The sequence below is a fragment of the Pseudomonas sp. X10 genome (assembly GCF_054889225.1).
In genome coordinates, this window is sequence record NZ_CM142677.1 from 4,924,838 (window position 1) to 4,943,486 (window position 18,649).

Sequence of the window (18,649 nt, forward strand, 5' to 3'; positions counted from 1 at the left end):
GCATGGAATCCCGGCGTTTCAGCTCTCCGGATGGAACTGATAGTCGCCCAGGTTGTGCAGCCGTTCGCCATTGATCCGTCGCAATTGCGCCTGCAGGTGCAGGCACCAGATCTGCGGGTCGTCGGCGACCTGATAACCATGCAAGGTCAGGCTGTCGACGATGGCGTTGAGCACCGACTCAGCCACCAACGGGCCATGGAAGGGTCCCTGGGCCTTGATGGCTGAAGGTTGCTCGCCCGCCATGCCGGCGGCGAAGAGCAAGGTCCACATGCCGTTTTCGCCGGCCAGTGGACGGATGCTGCACTCAATGCGGGTCACCAGGCCCAAGCATTGACGGGTGAGGCAGAGGTTACGCGGCATAGCGGCGGCCCTCGGTAAACCTTGTTCCAGCCCACGGAGGGAGGGCTGTTGTCCATCCTGAACCCAAAAACTGTCCATGAGTTCCAGCATAGATGACCGACGGTAGCAGCTGGAAAACCGGCGCCGAACGGTCATGCCGCCCGTGTTCGCCGGTTTATTGACTCAGGCCGGTTTGGCCTGGGCGATGACCTGCTCGAGGTGCTCCTTCTCGGCTTCCTTGATCTCTTCCTCGCTGACCATTTCGGCGATCACCCGCAAGCGTTCGACCACCCGCGCGTTAACGCTGCCCTCGGGGAACTGGCCATTGGCGTCCGGCGCCCCAGCAGCTTCACCGACCAGCAGGCTGAGCGCCTCATCAGCCTGGCTGACGGCATAGACATGGAAACGCCCGGCCTCGACCGCCTGCAGTACACGATCGTCCAGCATCAGGGTGGCGACGTTGGCACGCGGGATGATCACCCCCTGCTCGCCAGTCAGGCCGCGGGCTTCGCAGAGTCGGAAGAAGCCTTCGATCTTCTCGTTGACCCCGCCGACTGCCTGTACTTCACCGAACTGGTTGATGGACCCAGTGATGGCGAAGCATTGCTTAAGCGGTGTCTTCGACAGCGCCGAGATCAGCGTGCAGACCTCGCCCAGGGAGGCGCTATCGCCGTCCACATAGCCGTAGGACTGTTCCAGGGCGATGCTAGCCGAGATCGCCAGCGGGAACTCCTGGGCATAGCGGCTGCCCAGGTAGCCGGTGAGGATCATCACGCCCTTGGAGTGGATCGGCTGGCCGAGGTTGACCTCCCGCTCGATATCGACGATGCCGCTGCCGCCCGGGTAGACCGTCGCGGAGATCCGCGCTGGCACGCCGAAGGCCGAGTCACCGACCTCGAGCACGGTCAGGCCGTTGCACTTGCCGATGGCCGCGCCTTCGGTATCGATGAGGATGATCCCGGCGAGCATGTCGTCGAGGATCCGCGCCGAGACCCGGCCGGTACGAGTGGCCTTGGCCCTGAGCGCGCGCTCGATATGCCCGGCATCGGTCATCTCGTCACTGGCCAACTGACGGATGAAGTCCGCCTCGCTGACCAGTTGGAACAGATCGCCGATGCGCGCCGACAGGCGCCCCTGATGTTCGGCCAGGCGCGCGCTGTAAGTGGCCAGGCGCGCTACCGCGTCGGACGTCAGCGGCGCCATGCCCTCTTCGCTGGTGCGGGTCTTGAGCAACTGGGCGAACTGCTCCAGGTTCTCGTCGACCATGGGCATGTCTTCATCGAAATCGACCAGCACCCGGAACATCTCCTGGAAGTCCGGATCATGGTCCTGCAGCGCGTAATACAACTGGCGCGAGCCGATGATCACCAGCTTGATGTTCAGCGGGATCACCTGCGGGTTCAGGGTAATGGTGGATACGCGCCCCAGTTCGCCCAGCGGCGACTCCATCTTCAGCTTGCGCGACTGCAAGGCACGCTTGAGCGCATCCCAGACGAAGGGCTCGCCCAGCATCTTCTCCGCTTCCAGGACCAGGAAGCCGCCGTTGGCCCGGTGCAACGCGCCTGGGCGCAATTGCCGGTAGGAGGTGTACAACGCACCCTGGTCAGTGCTGTATTCGATGCGGCCGAACAGATTGTCGTAGGTCGGGTGCGGCTCGAACACCACTGGCGCGCCACCATTGAGGTGATGGCCGACCACCAGGCTCGGCGCGTACTGCTCCTCGAGCAGCTTGCGCGCCACGGCATCGGGCTTGCTGTCATCGACCAGTTGATCGACCACGGTACGCAACAGGTGGAGCTGCATGGACTGCAGGTAGGCGCAAACCGCCGCATTCTCCGCGTACTTCTCCGACAGCGGTGCCAGCAGGGGCTGCAGGGCCAGGGTGATGGTTTCTTCGTTGAGCTGGCGCAGTTGGTTACTCGACTCGCGTTTCCACTGTGGCAGGCTGGCCAGTTCCTCGTTCAGGCGCTCTTCGAGGGCGGCGATGTCGTCATGAAAACGCTCGCGCACCTCTTCGGGCAGTTGGGCGAACTCGGCTTCATCCAGGGCCTTGCCGTCGCTCATCGGCGTGAACGCGACGTTGCTGCTGTCGCGGTACAGGGCCACGTCCTTCTCCAGCGATGCACGCTCGATCACATCGAGCGCGCGGTCGTAGCGCTGGTTGAAGGCGCGGTCGATGGCGCTTTTCTTCTGCTGGTAGGACGGGTGTTCGAACACAGCCGGGAAGGTGGCCAGCAAATTGTCTATCAAGCCGTTCATGTCGGCGATGAAATCACCCGCGCTGCCAGCCGGCAGCTCCAGCGCGCGTGGCTCGCGCGGCTCGTCGAAATGGTTGACGTAGAGCCAGTCGGACGGGGTCTGCTGGCGCTTGCCTTCGGCCTTGAGGTAGCGCTTGACGAACGAGAAGCGCCCCGTGCCAGGCTCGCCCATCACATACACGTTGTAACCAGGGCGTGGCATGGCCACACCGAACTGCAGGGCCTCGACGGCACGCTCCTGGCCCAGCACACCACGGAACGGCTCCAGATCGTCAGTGTTGGTGAAGGCAAACTGTTCAGCGGAAAAACGCCGGGTCAGGGCTTCTGGCGCAAGACGCAGGCTCGCAGCGACAGGATCGGGCATTGGGCTTCCTTACTTCGGCGGGGCAGATGACGGCATTCTGGCGCCCCCTGCCCGCGCCTTGCAAGGCTCGCCGAGACTTTATGTCGCAGGTTCCACTCCAGAGGATTTCAAGCAATTTTTCGCAATCAACAACGCAACCTTTAGATCGTGCCTAAACTCCAAACTGCGCGGGTGGGTGTATTTGCTTTCCCGACCTGGCAACTGCGTTGCCAGAAACCCTGACCTTTGGTACGTAATTCAGAGAAAGAGAACAAAGCTATGAAACGGATTCTTCTGGGTACTCTCTTCACCGCGGTCTCCCTCAACGCCATGGCCCAGGCCCCTGGCGGCCCGGACTGCGGCTGGGGCAACATGCTGTTCGAGGGCCAGCGCGGCACCCCGGCCCACTTCCTTGCTTCCACCACCAACGGTACGTCCGGTAACGCCACCTTCGGCATGACTTCCGGCACCAACGGCTGCTCGACCAACGCGGCCCTGACCTATGGCGGCAAATCCTGGTTCGCCATGAATGGCATGATGAACGAGCTCTCCGAAGACATGGCCAAGGGCCAGGGCGAAGCCCTGACCACCTATGCCGTGGTGCTGGGTGTAGCTCCTGAAGACCGCGCGCATTTCGCCGCTGTCACCCACCAGCACTTCCAGGACATCTTCAACAGCGCCGATGTCACTGCCGAAGACGTCCACAGCAATACCCTCGCCGTCCTGAAAAACGACCCTCGCCTGGCCAAGTACGCTACCCAGGCTTGAGTCCGGCCTCCCCTGCCCCATCACTGGGGCAGGGTGTCGCCTGCCCTCCTCCCGGCATCATTCAGACGTAGTTGCCCGATATGCTCAAACGCTTCGCTTACCTGGCGCTCTGCGCCTGTGCACCGCTTCACGCCGCGCCATTGCTGGACGAGGCGCGCCTGCAACAACTGGCCACCGATCGCTACTGGATCGCCTTGGGCCACTACGAGACCGGCAAGCTCGGCGGCTGGCGCAGCTACGTCGACGATGAACGCTTCTTTCTCGCCCAGGACGGCGCCCACCATCCGGACCGGGAATTGCGCGCCACACTCGATGCCCTTTATGCGCCGGCCAGCCTGGGCGACAAGCATGCCCAGTGCGTGTTTCCGGCACGCACCCGTTGGTTGCGTGAACAACTGCAACTGACCGGCCTGCCGCAACCGGACTGCCAAGAATACAACCGCTGGTACAGCGACGTATCGCCCCACAGCGCGGTTCTGGTATTCCCCGCCGCCTACCTGAACAGTCCCTCATCGATGTTCGGCCACACACTGCTGCGCATCGATCAGGCCGAGGCGAAGCGTGACGAGACCTCACTGCTCAGCTATGCCATCAACTTCGGCGCCTATATCGAAGGCAGCGACAACAGCATCCTCTATGCCTGGAAAGGACTGATGGGCGGCTACCCCGGGCTGTTCGCCCTGGTGCCCTATCAGGAAAAGCTGTCCGAGTACCGCAGCCTGGAAAACCGCGACCTCTGGGAGTACCAGCTCAACCTCACGCCGCAGGAGACCGGGCGTATGGTCGAGCACGTCTGGGAGCTCAAGCAGATCCAGTTCGATTATTTCTTCTTCGACGAAAACTGCTCCTACCGCCTGCTGGAGTTGCTGCAGGTGGCGCGTCCCAGCCTGGACCTGACCTCGCAGTTCCCCTTGACGGCGATTCCCACCGACACCGTGAAAGCGGTGAAACACGCCGGCCTGGTCGAAAGCACCCGCTACCGCCCCTCACGCGAGCGCGAACTGCTGGCCCGTGCCGAGCCCCTGAACGATGAGGAAAAACAACAAGTCCTGGCCATCAGCGCCGACACCACGCGTCTGCAAAGTCCTGAATTCACCACATTGCCCCGCGACCGCCAGGCCCTGGTGCAGGATGCCGCGTTCCGTCTGGAACGCTACCGCGCAACCGGCCAGGAGCGCGACCCTCAGCAAGCCAAACGCAGCTTCGAACTGCTGCGGGCGATCAACGGCAACCCGCCACCGCCCCTAGAAATCGAGCGCCCCGGCCTGCCGGAGAACGGCCACCAGTCACGTACCTGGCAATTAGGCGTGGGCACCCGCGAGGACCGCGCCTTTGCCGAGTATGGGCTGCGCATGGCCTATCACGACCTGAACGACAACGCCTACGGCTTCCCGCTGGGCGCGCAGATCGAGATTCTCCAGCTCAAACTGCGCCAGTACGAGGGCAACGACTGGCAAGTACAGCGCCTGGACCTGGCCACTATCCGCTCACTGACTCCGCGCAACGACCTGCTGCAACCCTGGTCCTGGCAAGTGGCTGGTGGCCTGGAGCGGGTGCCGGGCAAGCATGACGACGAAGTGCTGGTCAGCCATGTCAATGGCGGCGCCGGAGCCACCTGGCAACTGGCCGACGGCTTGCTCGGCTTCGCCTTGGGCACGGTGCGGGTCGAGCACCACAACGACTTCGCCCAGTTCATCGCGCCTGCCGGCGGCTTCAATGGCGGTCTGCTCTGGCGCAACGGGCTGGGCAACCTCAGCCTGGAGGCCAAGGGCGACTACTTTACCAATGGCGAAGTACGCCGCAGCCTCAGCCTTAACCAGCAGTGGGAAGTGTCGCGCAACCTGGGGGTACGCCTGAGCGCCAAACGAGAATTCAGCCAGCTGGCGAGCGCACAGAACGAGGTGATGCTGGAGCTCAAGTGGTACAACTACTGACCATTGCCTGAAAGCGGGGCCGCTTTGCGGCCTGCGATAGGGCCGGTGTTGCACCGGAGCCTGTGGTGCAGCGCGCGCTTATCGCCGCCAATGGGTCGTAACCGGAACACCAGCGGTAAGCGACAAGTCATAAGCTACAAGAGCGATGCGTACCGAGCGGCTGACGCAAATCCCTTGGACACCTGATCCGTTTTCTTGCCGCTTGAAGCTTGGAGCTTGTAACTGTCATGAGTCGAGCATTCGTCAACGAGGACCAGGCCGCAGCCCAGGCCGACCAGCCGGTGGAGCGCCGGGTCAGCGACCAACCCAACTATGTCACGCCCAGTGGCCTGGCCCTGCTGCAACAGCGGGTTGCCAGCCTCAATGCCCTGCGCAACGAACTGCTTGCCCAAGGCGAGCGCGCCGACAAGCAGCGCCTGGCGGACAACGAGCGTGACCTGCGCTACTTCAGCGCACGGGCACAGAGCGCCCTGGTGGTGCCGCCCGCCACCTCGCGGGACAAGGTGCTGATCGGCAGCCGGGTGAGCTTTGTCGATGAAGACGGGCAGGAGCATGTGGTGCAACTGGTAGGAGAAGACCAGGCCGATGCCGTGCGGGGCCTGGTCAACTGGGGGTCACCGCTGGGGCGGGCGCTGCTCGGCGCTGCCCCGGGTGACGAGGTGCTGTGGCGACGACCGGCGGGCGATCAGACGATCGAAGTCGTCGCTGTAGAACCTGGCGACTAGACCACGCCCTGGGCCAACATGGCATCCGCGACCTTGACGAAGCCGGCGATGTTGGCGCCCTTGACGTAGTTGATCTTGCCATCCGCTTCCTCACCGTAGTGCACGCACGCATGGTGGATCGACTGCATGATGCTGTGCAGCTTGCTGTCCACTTCACCAGCGGTCCACAGCAGGCGCATGGCGTTCTGCGACATTTCCAGGCCACTGACCGCCACGCCACCAGCGTTCGACGCCTTGCCTGGGGCGAACAGAATGCCCGCTTCGATGAAGATATCCACAGCGTCCAGGGTGGTCGGCATGTTGGCGCCTTCGGCCACGCAGATGCAGCCGCTGCGCAGCAAGGCGCGAGCATCCTCGCCGTTCAGTTCGTTCTGGGTCGCGCACGGCAAGGCGATGTCGCACGGCAGGCTCCATGGCGTCTGGCCCTTGCGGAACTCCAGGCCGAAACGTCCCGCCAACTCGCTGATGCGGCCGCGCTTGACGTTCTTCAGTTCCATCAGCGCATCCCACTGCTCGTCGTTAAGACCAGCCTCACAGTAGAGCGTACCTTCGGAGTCAGACAATGTGATCACCTTGCCACCCAGGTCCATGACCTTGCGCGCAGCGTACTGGGCCACGTTGCCAGAGCCGGAGATCGCCACACGGCGACCATCAATGCGTAGGCCCTGGCGCTTGAGCATCTCTTCGGCGAAATACACACAGCCATAACCGGTGGCTTCCGGACGGATCAGGCTGCCGCCGTAGGTCATGCCCTTGCCGGTCAGCACCGAGGTGAACTGATTGGCCAGGCGCTTGTACTGGCCAAACATGAAGCCGATCTCACGGGCGCCAACGCCGATGTCACCGGCAGGCACATCGAGGTCAGCGCCGATGTGGCGATATAGCTCGCTCATGAAGGCCTGGCAGAAGCGCATGACTTCAGCATCGCTCTTGCCCTTCGGATCGAAGTCCGAACCGCCCTTGCCGCCGCCCATGGGCAGTGAGGTCAGGGAGTTCTTGAAGACCTGCTCGAAAGCCAGGAACTTGAGGACACCCAGGTTCACCGACGGGTGGAAACGCAGGCCGCCCTTGTAGGGGCCGATCGCGCTGCTCATCTGGATGCGGTAGCCGCGATTGACCTGGACCTTGCCCTGGTCGTCGACCCACGACACACGAAACAGCACCGCACGCTCAGGCTCCACCATGCGATCGAGAATGCCGGCCTGCAGGTAATGAGGGTTGGCTTCCAGGAAGGGCCACAGGCTGCGCAGCACTTCTTCCACCGCCTGGTGGAATTCGGGTTGGGCCGGGTCGCGTTGCTTTAGACGGGCAAGGAAATCGTCGACGGATTCGATCATGGAGCTCACCAAGAAGAGTTGGACTTATAGGAATTTTTTCCGGGACTGTACCAAGAAGAAGTCGCACTAGGACAGTGCGCCATGTCGTTTTTATGAAAATATTTGGTGCAAATTCTGTAAGTGTATACACATTCCCTGTAGGAACCGGCTTGCCCTCGATAGCGCCTGAACAAACGCAACCGGCGCTCCTGCGGACGTTATCGCAAGCAAGCCCGCTCCTACAGGCGCTCAATTCGCAGGCACAAAAATGGGGCCGCGATTGGCCCCATTCTTGTGCAACGACTGACGGATTACTGCGCCAGCTTCTTGTGCCGTACCCGGTGCGGTTGCGCGGCGGCATCGCCCAGGCGCTTCTTGCGGTCGGCTTCGTACTCGGTGTAGTTGCCCTCGAAGAACACTACGTTCGAGTCATCCTCATAGGCCAGGATGTGGGTCGCTACGCGGTCCAGGAACCAACGGTCGTGGGAAATCACGATGGCGGCGCCAGGGAAGTCCAGCAGCGCTTCCTCCAGGGAACGCAGGGTCTCGACGTCGAGGTCGTTGGACGGTTCGTCGAGCAGCAGGACGTTGCCGCCCTCCTTCAGGGTCAAGGCCAGGTGCAGGCGACCACGCTCACCCCCGGAGAGGTCCTTGACGAACTTCTGCTGATCGCCGCCCTTGAAGTTGAAACGGCCGACGTAGGTGCGCGACGGGATCTCGTAGTTACCGATGCGGATCATGTCGGAGCCGTCGGAGATCTGCTGGAACACAGTCTTGCTGCCGTCCAGGTCCTCACGGCTCTGGTCGACGCAAGCCAGTTGCACGGTCTCGCCGATCTCGATGCTGCCCGAGTCCGGTTGCTCCTTGCCCATCAACATGCGGAACAGGGTCGATTTACCGGCACCGTTACCGCCGATCACACCGACGATGGCGCCTTTGGGCATGGAGAACGACAGGTTGTCGATCAGCACGCGATCGCCATAGCCCTTGCTGACGTTCTTGAACTCGATGACCTTGTCACCCAGGCGCGGACCGGCCGGAATGTAGATCTCGTTGGTCTCGCTGCGCTTCTGGAATTCCTGCGACTGCATTTCCTCGAAGCGTGCCAGACGGGCCTTGGACTTGGACTGGCGGGCCTTGGCGCCTTTGCGCACCCACTCCAGTTCTTCCTTCATGGCCTTCTCATGGGCGCTCTGCTGCTTGGATTCCTGCGCCAGACGCGCCGACTTGGCTTCCAGCCAGCCCGAGTAGTTGCCTTCGTACGGGATACCAGCGCCACGGTCCAGTTCAAGAATCCAGCCGGCGACGTTGTCGAGGAAGTAGCGGTCGTGGGTAATCGCTACCACGGTGCCCGGGAAATCGTGCAGGAAGTGCTCCAGCCAGGCTACCGAATCGGCGTCCAGGTGGTTGGTCGGTTCGTCGAGCAGCAGCATGTCCGGGGCCGACAGCAGCAGGCGGCACAAGGCCACGCGGCGCTTCTCGCCGCCGGACAGGTGTTCGACCTTGGCCTCCCAAGGCGGCAGGCGCAGGGCGTCGGCGGCGACTTCCAGCTGGCGCTCCAGGTTATGGCCGTCGGCGGCTTGCAGGATGGCCTCGAGCTTGGCCTGCTCGGCGGCCAGCTTGTCGAAGTCGGCGTCCGGCTCGGCGTAGGCGGCATAGACCTCATCCAGGCGCGCCTGGGCGTCCTTGATCACGCTCACCGCTTCCTCGACCACTTCACGCACGGTCTTGCTCGGGTCCAACTGCGGCTCCTGTGGCAGGTAGCCGACATTCAGCTCCGGCATCGGACGGGCTTCGCCGTCGAACTCCTTGTCGACCCCGGCCATGATCCGCAGCAGGGTCGACTTACCGGCACCGTTGAGGCCGAGCACGCCGATCTTCGCGCCGGGGAAGAACGACAGGGAGATGTTCTTCAGGATTTCCCGCTTCGGCGGCACGACCTTGCTCAGCCGATGCATGGTGTAGACGTATTGAGCCAAAACCAAGCCCTCTATCAGATAGGTAAAGACATCGACGTTCGCCCTGGCAGGCGCCAGGGGGATGTGTTTACGGGGTGAAATTGAACAAAGTCGACCATTCTACGCCAAGACGCGGCGTTACGCAGATGGCCAGATGGAGGGAGCGACTGCCGCTCCCGCAAGTACCGCGCATGATACTGCGCGGAGCCTGTGGGGCAGCCTTGTGTCGCGATCGAGGACGGGATCCTCGCCAGGGCGTTGCTCAGACGTGCTGCTGTTTTGCCTTGCCACGCGGCAGGCGGCAACGGTCGGATTGCTCGGCCAGCCGGGCAGCCCAGGCGGACTTGACGCTGAAACCACCGGGCCGGGCCGGCCTGGCAGCCGGTTGGGACGCCGGCTTGACCGTGGGGTTTGCGGCAGGCTTGACGACTGGCGCGGCGACCGCCTCTACGGCTACGGCCGCCTTGGCCGATTTGCGCAGTTCGGCCAGGGACGGGCTCTTGCGCACGCCAGCGGCAGCGGTATCCGGCTTGGCCAGGGAGCGCTGGCAGGACTTGCACGATACCTCGTCAGCCACCTGTGTGCTGACCAGGGTCTGACTGCTGCGTCCGCAGGCGGAATCGTTGCCATTGGTGGAATAGTGGGTAACCAAAACCGTACATCTCCAAAGCGTTGTAAATGAAGCGGCGGCATTTTCGCACAGGTTGCCGGGTCATGCCGAACGGCCGTGATGAGGAGGATGCGACGAAGAGAACTGGCACTTTGCCATAATTGAAGGCATGCTAACCGCACTCGTGCGTCCGGCTTATGGCGTGCCACAGCCCTGCCCTGATGCCGGCACACCCATGCTTTTCTGTTTCAACCCTGCCATCGCCAGCCCTATCGCAGGACCAACGCTTGACCAATCTCACTCAACCGCCACCCCTGCGCTACGCCCCTCCAGTACCTGCGTCGCCCCTGCGCGGGTCGCTCAAGAGTGCGCTGGCCCTGCTGGCTCTGGTGCTGCTGGGCTTGTTGTCGTGGCAACTGCTCGCCCAGTTCCACCATACCCAGGCCGAGCAGCGCCAGCACAATGTGACCGCCAGCATCCAACTGGCCGACCACCTGAGTCTGAACATGGCGCTCAACGCCCAACTGGCGCTGAACCTGGTCCAACCCTACGTCAAGCCGCCGACGCAGGCCGCATTGCCAGCCCTGCTGGAAGCCTTACGCACGCGCATGCCCACCCTGCAGCACTTGGCCTGGTTGGATGCCAGCGGCCAGGTGTTGGCCGATAGCCTGGCCGGCAGCACGGATCGCCAGTTGATCGACGATTACCTGCAGTCGAACCATACCCGTGACTACTATTACGGCAATTCGATGGACAACCGCCGGATCTACCTGCTACTGCGTCAACCGGCCGGACAGGGTCGAGGCTATTGGCTGCTGCGCCTTTCCCCGGACTACTACGGGGACCTGACCCACCAGCTAGACGGCCCCGGCCAGCCACTGTGGCGTCTGGAGAGCAGCCGCAATGGCGAGGTGATCAGCCAGCATGCGCCGGTAGCCGTCAGTGCAGAGCCACTGCAGAACGTGATGCTGGCCCCTCTGGACAACAGCAGTTGGCAATTGCGCGGACTGTTCGATGCTGGCCTGGTGCGGCAGAAGCTGTTACCGGCGCTGATCGGCAAATGTATGTTGGTGCTGTTCTGCGCCCTACTGCCAATGCTGGCGCTGATCAACATGCGCCGCCGCCAGCGCACGCTGCAAGAGGACCACCGGCGTTACCAGGAAATCTTCGAAGGAACCGGCGTGGCCCTGTGCGTGCTCGACCTGTCCAGCCTGCCCGGCCAACTCGACCGTTACCACATACGCAACCGTGCCGCGCTCAAGCAGAGCCTGGCGCTGGATCCCAACCTGCGCCGCTCGCTGCTGCATGAGCTGAAGATCACCGAAATCAACCAGGTCGCCCGGCAACTGCTGGATGTCAAATGCAACGAAAGCGCCTGGCAGCGCCTGATCGAAGGCAGCGGCCATGGCCGGGACAGCGTGGGCATGCAGCTGATCGACGCACTGATCGAAAAGCGCCCGCAACTGGAGTTGGAAGTGCGTCTGCCCGCGCCCCAGGCTGGCGAGCTGCACCTGTGGCTGATGGTGCGCCTGCCGCAACAGCGCCGTGACTACCAGGCGGTGATCCTCAGCATCAGCGACATCACCAGCCGCAAGCAAGTCGAACTGTCGCTGCTCGAACGCGAGAGCTTCTGGTCGGACGTGGTCCGCACCGTGCCCGATCAGCTCTACGTGCAGGACGTGCAAAGCCAGCGGATGATCTTCAGCAACCGCCACCTCGGCCAGACCCTGGGCTACGACCGCACCGAACTGGCACGGATGGGCGACCGTTTCTGGGAGTTCCTGCTACACCCCGAGGATGCCGAACGCTACCACCGGCTCCGCCAGCAACAATGCAATACCGGCCACAGCCAGCCCCTGCATTGCCAACTGCGCTTCCGCCATCGCGACGGCAGTTGGCGTTGCTACGACATCCGCGAGCAAGTCCTGACGCGCGATAACCACGGCACGGTCACCCGTATCATCGGCGTGGGCAAGGATGTGACAGTGCAGATCGAGGCCAGTGAGTCGCTGCGCGACAGCGAACAGCGCTACCGGATGCTGGCTGAAAGTATCAGCGACGTGATCTTCTCTACCGACAACCAACTGCAGCTCAACTACGTCAGCCCGTCGGTGCAGGCGGTGCTGGGCTATCAGGCCGAGTGGATCTTCGAGAACGGCTGGCAGTCGACCATCGCCAACCCCGCCCAACTCACCGACATCTATAGGCTGATGGCGCGGGTCAACAACGCCTTGGGCGACAATGAGCAGCTCGCGCAACTGCGTACTCAGTTGCCGACCCAACTGTTCCTGTTCGACTGCCTGCGCGCCGACGGCCGCAAGATCCCCATCGAACTGCGCCTGGTGCTGGTCTGGGACGAGCACGAGCGCTTCGAGGGCATTCTCGGCGTCGGCCGCGACATCAGCCAGCAACGCCGTGCGGAAAAAGACCTGCGCATGGCCGCCACAGTGTTCGAACACTCCACCTCGGCGATCCTGATCACCGACCCGGCCGGCTATATCGTCCAGGCCAACGAGGCCTTCAGCCGGGTCAGCGGCTATGCCGTCAGCGACGTACTCGACCAGTTGCCGAGCATGCTCACCGTCGACGAACAGCAGCAGGCGCACCTGCAGTATGTGCTCAAGCAGTTGCATCAGCGTGGTACCTGGGAAGGCGAAGTCTGGCTCAAGCGCCGCAGCGGCGAGCACTACCCCGCCTGGGTCGGGATCACCGCAGTGCTCGACGACGAAGGCGACTTGGCCAGCTATGTGTGCTTCTTCTCCGACATAAGCGAACGCAAGGCCAGCGAGCAGCGCATCCACCGCCTGGCCTACTACGACGCCCTGACCCACCTGCCCAACCGCACGCTCTTCCAAGACCGCCTGTACACGGCCTTGCAGCAAGCCGAGCGGCACAAGTCCTGGGTGGTGCTGATGTTCCTCGACTTGGACCGCTTCAAGCCGATCAATGACTCCCTTGGCCACGCCGCAGGCGACCGTATGCTCAAGGACATGGCCCAGCGCTTGCTCGATTGCGTCGATGAAGACGACACAGTGGCACGCATGGGCGGCGACGAGTTCACTTTGTTGCTGCAGCCGCGTGCCAGCCGGGAAATGGCGCTGAACCGTGCCATTCATGTGGCAGAGAGCATCCTCGCCAGGCTGGTGCGGCCGTTCGTCCTGGAAAACCGCGAATTCTTCGTCACCGCCAGTATCGGCATCGCCTTGAGCCCGCAGGATGGCAACGAGTTGAGCCAACTGATGAAGAACGCCGACACCGCCATGTACCATGCCAAGGAACGCGGCAAGAACAACTTCCAGTTCTACCAGGCCGATATGAACGCCAGCGCCCTGGAGCGCCTGGAGCTGGAAAGCGACCTGCGCCACGCACTGGAGCAGAACGAGTTCATCCTTTATTACCAGCCCCAGCTCAGTGGCGACGGCAAGCGCCTGACTGGTGCCGAGGCTCTGCTGCGCTGGCGCCACCCGCGCCGTGGCCTGGTTCCACCAGGTGACTTCATCCCGGTGATCGAGGAGCTTGGCCTGGTGGTGGACGTGGGCGACTGGGTCCTGCGCGAAGCCTGCCGCCAGCTCAAGACCTGGCACAGGGCCAAGGTTCGCGTGCCCAAGGTCTCGGTGAACATCTCCGCCCGGCAGTTTTCCGACGGCCAGTTGGGCAGGCGAATAGCCACCGTCCTCGACGAGACCGGCCTGCCGCCGGCCTGCCTGGAGTTGGAACTGACCGAAAGCATCCTGATGCGCGAGGTCAACGAAGCCATGCAGATTCTCGACAACCTGAAGAACCTGGGCCTGAGCATTGCGGTCGACGACTTCGGCACTGGCTATTCGTCACTCAACTACCTCAAGCAATTCCCCATCGATGTGCTGAAGATCGACCGCACCTTCGTCGATGGCCTGCCCGAAGGCGAACAGGACGCCCAGATCGCCCGGGCGATCATCGCCATGGCCCACAGCCTCAACCTGGCGGTGATTGCCGAAGGCGTGGAAACCCATGAACAGCTGGAGTTCCTTCGCGAGCACAGCTGTGACGAAGTACAAGGCTACCTGTTCGGTCGACCGATGCCGGCCAACCAGTTCGAGGCACAGTTCAGCAACGAAACGCTGTTCATGTTCGAGTAAACGCGCCAAGACCCTGTCTGCCGGCGATTGCGCCAGAACAGGCGCCTCCACGGTGTTCCTGCTGGCGCAATCGCGGGCAAGCCCGCTCCTACAGGTCCTTACCTCGACCTTGAATTCCATTGGTCTGCGACTTGACGCCGTTTCATATGCCAGGCCGAAGCTGATGGGGTAGAATGCCCCCCTTTTCAGCCCGATCCTTGAGGACCGCCATGTTCAGCCGTGATTTGACCATTGCCAAGTACGACGCCGATCTCTTTGCCGCCATGGAGCAAGAAGCTCAGCGCCAGGAAGAGCACATCGAGCTGATCGCTTCGGAAAACTACACCAGCCCGGCGGTCATGGAAGCCCAAGGTTCGGTTCTGACCAACAAGTACGCCGAAGGCTACCCGGGCAAGCGTTACTACGGTGGTTGCGAGTACGTCGACGTGGTCGAGCAACTGGCCATCGACCGCGCCAAGCAACTGTTCGGCGCCGACTACGCCAACGTCCAGCCGCACGCTGGCTCCCAGGCCAACGCCGCGGTCTACCTGGCCCTGCTGTCGGCCGGCGACACCATCCTGGGCATGAGCCTGGCCCACGGCGGCCACCTGACCCACGGCGCTGCCGTCAGTTCCTCGGGCAAGCTGTACAACGCCATCCAGTACGGCATCGACGCCAACGGCCTGATCGACTACGACGAAGTCGAGCGTCTGGCCCTCGAGCATAAGCCGAAGATGGTCGTTGCAGGCTTCTCCGCCTACTCCCAGGTTCTGGATTTCGCCCGCTTCCGCGAAATCGCCGACAAGGTCGGTGCCTACCTGTTCGTCGACATGGCCCACGTGGCTGGCCTGGTCGCCGCTGGCGTCTACCCGAACCCTGTTCCGTTCGCCGACGTGGTCACCACCACCACCCACAAGACCCTGCGTGGTCCGCGTGGCGGTCTGATCCTGGCCCGTGCCAACGCCGACATCGAGAAAAAGCTCAACTCCGCCGTCTTCCCGGGCGCCCAGGGCGGCCCGCTGGAGCACGTCATCGCCGCCAAGGCGATCTGCTTCAAAGAAGCCCTGCAGCCTGAGTTCAAGGAATATCAGCAGCAGGTAGTGAAGAACGCCCAGGCCATGGCCGACGTGTTCATCCAGCGTGGTTTCGACGTCGTCTCCGGCGGCACCCAGAACCACCTGTTCCTGCTGTCGCTGATCAAGCAGGACATTTCCGGCAAGGATGCAGACGCTGCCTTGGGCCGCGCCTACATCACCGTGAACAAGAACTCGGTGCCGAACGACCCACGTTCGCCGTTCGTCACCTCCGGCCTGCGTTTCGGTACCCCAGCCGTCACCACCCGTGGCTTCAAGGAAACCGAATGCCGCGAGCTGGCCGGCTGGATCTGCGACATCCTCGACGACCTGACCAACGAAGCGGTGATCGACGCCGTTCGCGAGAAGGTCAAGGCTATCTGCAAGAAGCTGCCGGTATACGGCAACTGATTGACGTCAGCCTGATGTGAAAGAGCCCGGCCAAGTGCCGTAATGCTGTTCACTTAAGCTGGAGTGCCTTCAGGTGGGGCTGCTACGCAGCCCATCGCGACACAAGGCCGCTCCCACAAGAGGCTTGCCGATACGTAAATGTATGGCTTGCAAGCCCTCTGTGGGAGCGGCCTTGTGTCGCGATGGGGCGCGCAGCGGCCCCAAACCATACGACAGATGTCTTAAGTGAACAGCATTACGGCCGAGTGCCGGGCTTTTCATGGCCGATGAAAAGTCAGTTGACGATGGACTGGTCCTGCTCTCGATACATAAACAACATGCGTCCATCAACGTTGTGTTCAATGCGAATGACCGGCAGCTTGATGCCGCCGCTCTGGACATAGAAATCCCGCTGGATATTCATTGCATCTTCTAATGCCTTGCTGGCCGCCCCCGCCCAACCGTAAAAAATTGCCTGCAGGGGAAGCTGATCTGGAATGCCACGGGGCCAGAGCGCCAGACGCAACTCGTTGTTGATCAAACCTTGCTGTTTAAACAGCAAGCGCGCCTCCATGCTCTGCGAAAAGTTGTAAATGGCCTCGGCTCTCGTCACCTTATCTGGCCCGAGCGAGAACCCGCACTGATTACGAGCCTGTCGGCGTGCCACTTCGATAAAGTGCGTCATCCACTGGCTAGCCTTGATGACACCTTGCTCCCCACAGGGCCTTCCGATCTCTTCTTCCCCCCTTCGCCCGCCACAGCCATTCTGGGTCCTCCAGTTGGTATCCGCATTGACCGGATACGAACAAAGAACATCGATAGACTTCTTGCCATCCGGCACCTCACCCGATGCATGGAAAACCAGGCCACTGTGGCCAATGACGTAGTCTGTGAACGTGGCGTCCTGTCTCAGGTAGGTGAACGAAACCCCACCGCTTTCGATGGAACTGTCACTCGGGTCCCATGCGTGCCAGCCCTCAGTGAACCCCGTAGAACGCAGGATGATACCGGAGCAATCGTAAGCGGGACTGTCCTTGCCACACGACTGCACACTGGAGTCGTAGCGACGCTGCAAAGCTTCAGCGGTACGCTCCCCCGTCGACAACGTGGTGTTGTTTTGCGTAGTGCAACTCGTCGCCAGTGCAACGCCAATCAGCATGATTGGCACAGAAATCAATTTCATGAAGTTCACCCCGCCGCTCACTCGAAAACAGACCTCACGCTTGTCTGTCCAACCGGGGGGCGTCATACATACTGCCCCCTTGTTGAGTGAAGGTATTCGTCACATGCCTCAGCCGTAAACTGGCAGAAATACCAGTTGCGCCAAGTCACATCGTAGGCATGCCCACCGCCTACAGATAGCGCGAATACCTGTATCGAGAAGAAGCTGGAACGGTTAAGAGGGTGTCCAGGACCAACTGCACAACCCATCGCAGTACAAGGTCCCTCACTCATACCGCGCCCATGCCTGTGCGGACGTTGCGCCTTCGACTCCAGGCAGCCGAGCGGAGATACTGCCGGGCTTAAAGCCTGAAAACTGCCGAAAATACGGCGATATGCAGTCAGACCGCCCAGAGCCCCGGGCAATATTTTCCCGTCAAGGATGGGACAGCGCTTCGAACCCCGCCCGAATCTTCTCCTCCGGAAGATCGTCTGCGATGAACACCATCACGCTCTCTCGCTCCTCGCCGTCCGCCCATTCGCTGTCCCAGTCGAACCCATAGAGCTTGAGCACGCCCTGGAACACCAGGCGACGGGGTTCGCCGGCGATGTTCAGCACGCCCTTGTAGCGCAGCAGTTGTTTGCCGTGCACTTCGAGCAGGTCGTTCATGAAGTCGCTCAGGCGGTCGATGTCGAGCGCGGTGTGGGTGCGCAGGACCAGGCTGGAAATGCGATCAGGGGTGGTGGCCTTGGCCAGGGGACGCAAGCTGAGGCTGCCACCCAGGTCGGCATTGAGGTTGAAACCACGCACGTCGAGCAGTTCGGCCAGGTCGATGCGGCCGTGGTCGACCACACGGATCGCCGCGCGGCGGTTGATACGGGTCAGGCGGTCACGCAGGGCTTCGACAGCCTGTGGCTCGACCAGGTCGGTCTTGCTCAGCAGCAGGCGGTCGGCAAAACCGACCTGGGCCTGGGCAATGGCCTGGGTCAGGTGCTGGTCGGCATGGGCAGCATCGACCAGGGTGATGATGCCGTCGAGGATGTAGCGCTCACGCAGTTCTTCATCGATGAAAAAGGTCTGCGCCACGGGTGCAGGATCGGCAAGGCCGGTACATTCGATCACCAGGCGGTCAAAGGCGATCTCGCCGGCATCCAGGCGCTCGAGCAGCAGGTACAGGGCCTTGGTCAGGTCGGTGTGGATGCTGCAGCACACGCAGCCATTGGCCAGGGTCATCACCTGCACCGGTTCGTCGCCAAGCAGCTGGCTATCGATACCCGCGTCGCTGAACTCGTTTTCGATCACGGCGATCTTCAAGCCGTGCTCGGCCTTGAGCAGGTGGCGCAACAGCGTGGTCTTGCCGGCACCGAGAAAACCACTGAGCACGGTGACCGGAATGGGATTGGAGATGGACATCGAGACTCCCGAAATGAAACGCGCCACGGCAAGGCGTGGCGCGTGGGTACTACAACGGACTCAGCAACAGCGGGTGGTCCCCTTGCCGCCACCGTAACGGGCTTCCTGGCGCTCACGGAAGAACGCCTCGTAGCTCATCACCGGCTTGTCCGGGTGCTTGGTCTGCATGTGCTCGACGTAGTTGTCATAGTCGGGCATGCCGACCATCAGGCGGGCTGCCTGCCCCAGGTACTTACCCAGTCGACCGAGATCGTTGAACATCA

13 protein-coding genes are annotated in these 18,649 nt (G+C 62.2%); 5 read left to right on the forward strand and 8 right to left on the reverse strand.

The genetic code is table 11. The features are described from left to right. Positions 1-18: 18 nt before the first annotated feature. Together ACYU03_RS22470 and ACYU03_RS22475 are read right to left on the reverse strand one after the other, a co-directional pair. The gene (locus ACYU03_RS22470; protein WP_461886810.1) at positions 19-360 is read right to left on the reverse strand and encodes a PA4575 family protein; all 342 of its coding nucleotides are present in this window, start codon (positions 358-360) and stop codon (positions 19-21) included. Positions 361-522: 162 nt separating this feature from the next. Then, a complete protein-coding gene (locus ACYU03_RS22475; RefSeq protein WP_461886811.1) occupies positions 523-2,961 on the reverse strand; it encodes a Lon protease family protein in 2,439 nt (812 codons plus the stop codon). Positions 2,962-3,219: 258 nt separating this feature from the next. On the opposite strand from ACYU03_RS22475, the gene ACYU03_RS22480 reads away from it, so the two are divergent. The 3 genes from ACYU03_RS22480 (at position 3,220) to ACYU03_RS22490 (ending at position 6,367) form a co-directional block, all read left to right on the forward strand. Continuing rightward, on the forward strand, positions 3,220-3,708 hold the full coding sequence (locus ACYU03_RS22480) for a DUF3015 domain-containing protein (RefSeq protein WP_461886812.1): 489 nt from the start codon (positions 3,220-3,222) through the stop codon (positions 3,706-3,708). An 80-nt stretch (positions 3,709-3,788) separates the two neighbouring features. Next, complete coding sequence (locus tag ACYU03_RS22485) at positions 3,789-5,642, forward strand: Lnb N-terminal periplasmic domain-containing protein (RefSeq protein ID WP_461886813.1); 1,854 nt, start codon at positions 3,789-3,791, stop codon at positions 5,640-5,642. Between the two features lie 227 nt (positions 5,643-5,869). Beyond that, positions 5,870-6,367, forward strand: a complete 498-nt coding sequence (locus ACYU03_RS22490; RefSeq protein ID WP_461886814.1) for a GreA/GreB family elongation factor — start codon at positions 5,870-5,872, stop codon at positions 6,365-6,367. Here ACYU03_RS22490 and gdhA read toward each other — a convergent pair. The 3 genes from gdhA to ACYU03_RS22505 form a co-directional block, all read right to left on the reverse strand. Continuing rightward, positions 6,364-7,704, reverse strand: a complete 1,341-nt coding sequence (gene gdhA, locus ACYU03_RS22495) for an NADP-specific glutamate dehydrogenase (RefSeq protein ID WP_461886815.1) — start codon at positions 7,702-7,704, stop codon at positions 6,364-6,366. The two genes, ACYU03_RS22490 and gdhA, sit on opposite strands and share 4 nt — an antisense overlap. Before the next feature lie 290 nt (positions 7,705-7,994). Beyond that, a complete protein-coding gene (gene ettA, locus ACYU03_RS22500; protein WP_461886816.1) occupies positions 7,995-9,662 on the reverse strand; it encodes an energy-dependent translational throttle protein EttA in 1,668 nt (555 codons plus the stop codon). Positions 9,663-9,903: 241 nt separating this feature from the next. Continuing rightward, positions 9,904-10,293 (reverse strand): hypothetical protein, encoded by a 390-nt coding sequence (locus ACYU03_RS22505; RefSeq protein WP_461886817.1) that lies wholly within the window; start codon positions 10,291-10,293, stop codon positions 9,904-9,906. Positions 10,294-10,538: 245 nt separating this feature from the next. Between ACYU03_RS22505 and ACYU03_RS22510 the strand changes: the two genes are divergently transcribed. Together ACYU03_RS22510 and glyA are read left to right on the forward strand one after the other, a co-directional pair. Then, entirely contained in the window at positions 10,539-14,369 is a 3,831-nt protein-coding gene (locus ACYU03_RS22510; protein WP_461886818.1) for a sensor domain-containing protein, read from the forward strand. A gap of 209 nt (positions 14,370-14,578) precedes the next feature. Next, positions 14,579-15,832, forward strand: a complete 1,254-nt coding sequence (gene glyA, locus ACYU03_RS22515; RefSeq protein ID WP_461886820.1) for a serine hydroxymethyltransferase — start codon at positions 14,579-14,581, stop codon at positions 15,830-15,832. A 274-nt stretch (positions 15,833-16,106) separates the two neighbouring features. Here the strand turns inward: glyA and ACYU03_RS22520 are convergent, their stop codons facing one another. From ACYU03_RS22520 to ACYU03_RS22530, 3 genes are all read right to left on the reverse strand, one after another. Beyond that, positions 16,107-16,994, reverse strand: a complete 888-nt coding sequence (locus ACYU03_RS22520) for a hypothetical protein (protein ID WP_461886821.1) — start codon at positions 16,992-16,994, stop codon at positions 16,107-16,109. Positions 16,995-17,408: 414 nt separating this feature from the next. Further along, complete coding sequence (gene yjiA, locus ACYU03_RS22525) at positions 17,409-18,386, reverse strand: GTPase (RefSeq protein ID WP_461886822.1); 978 nt, start codon at positions 18,384-18,386, stop codon at positions 17,409-17,411. Between the two features lie 60 nt (positions 18,387-18,446). Beyond that, entirely contained in the window at positions 18,447-18,647 is a 201-nt protein-coding gene (locus ACYU03_RS22530; protein ID WP_461886824.1) for a YbdD/YjiX family protein, read from the reverse strand. Between the last annotated feature and the right edge of the window lie 2 nt (positions 18,648-18,649).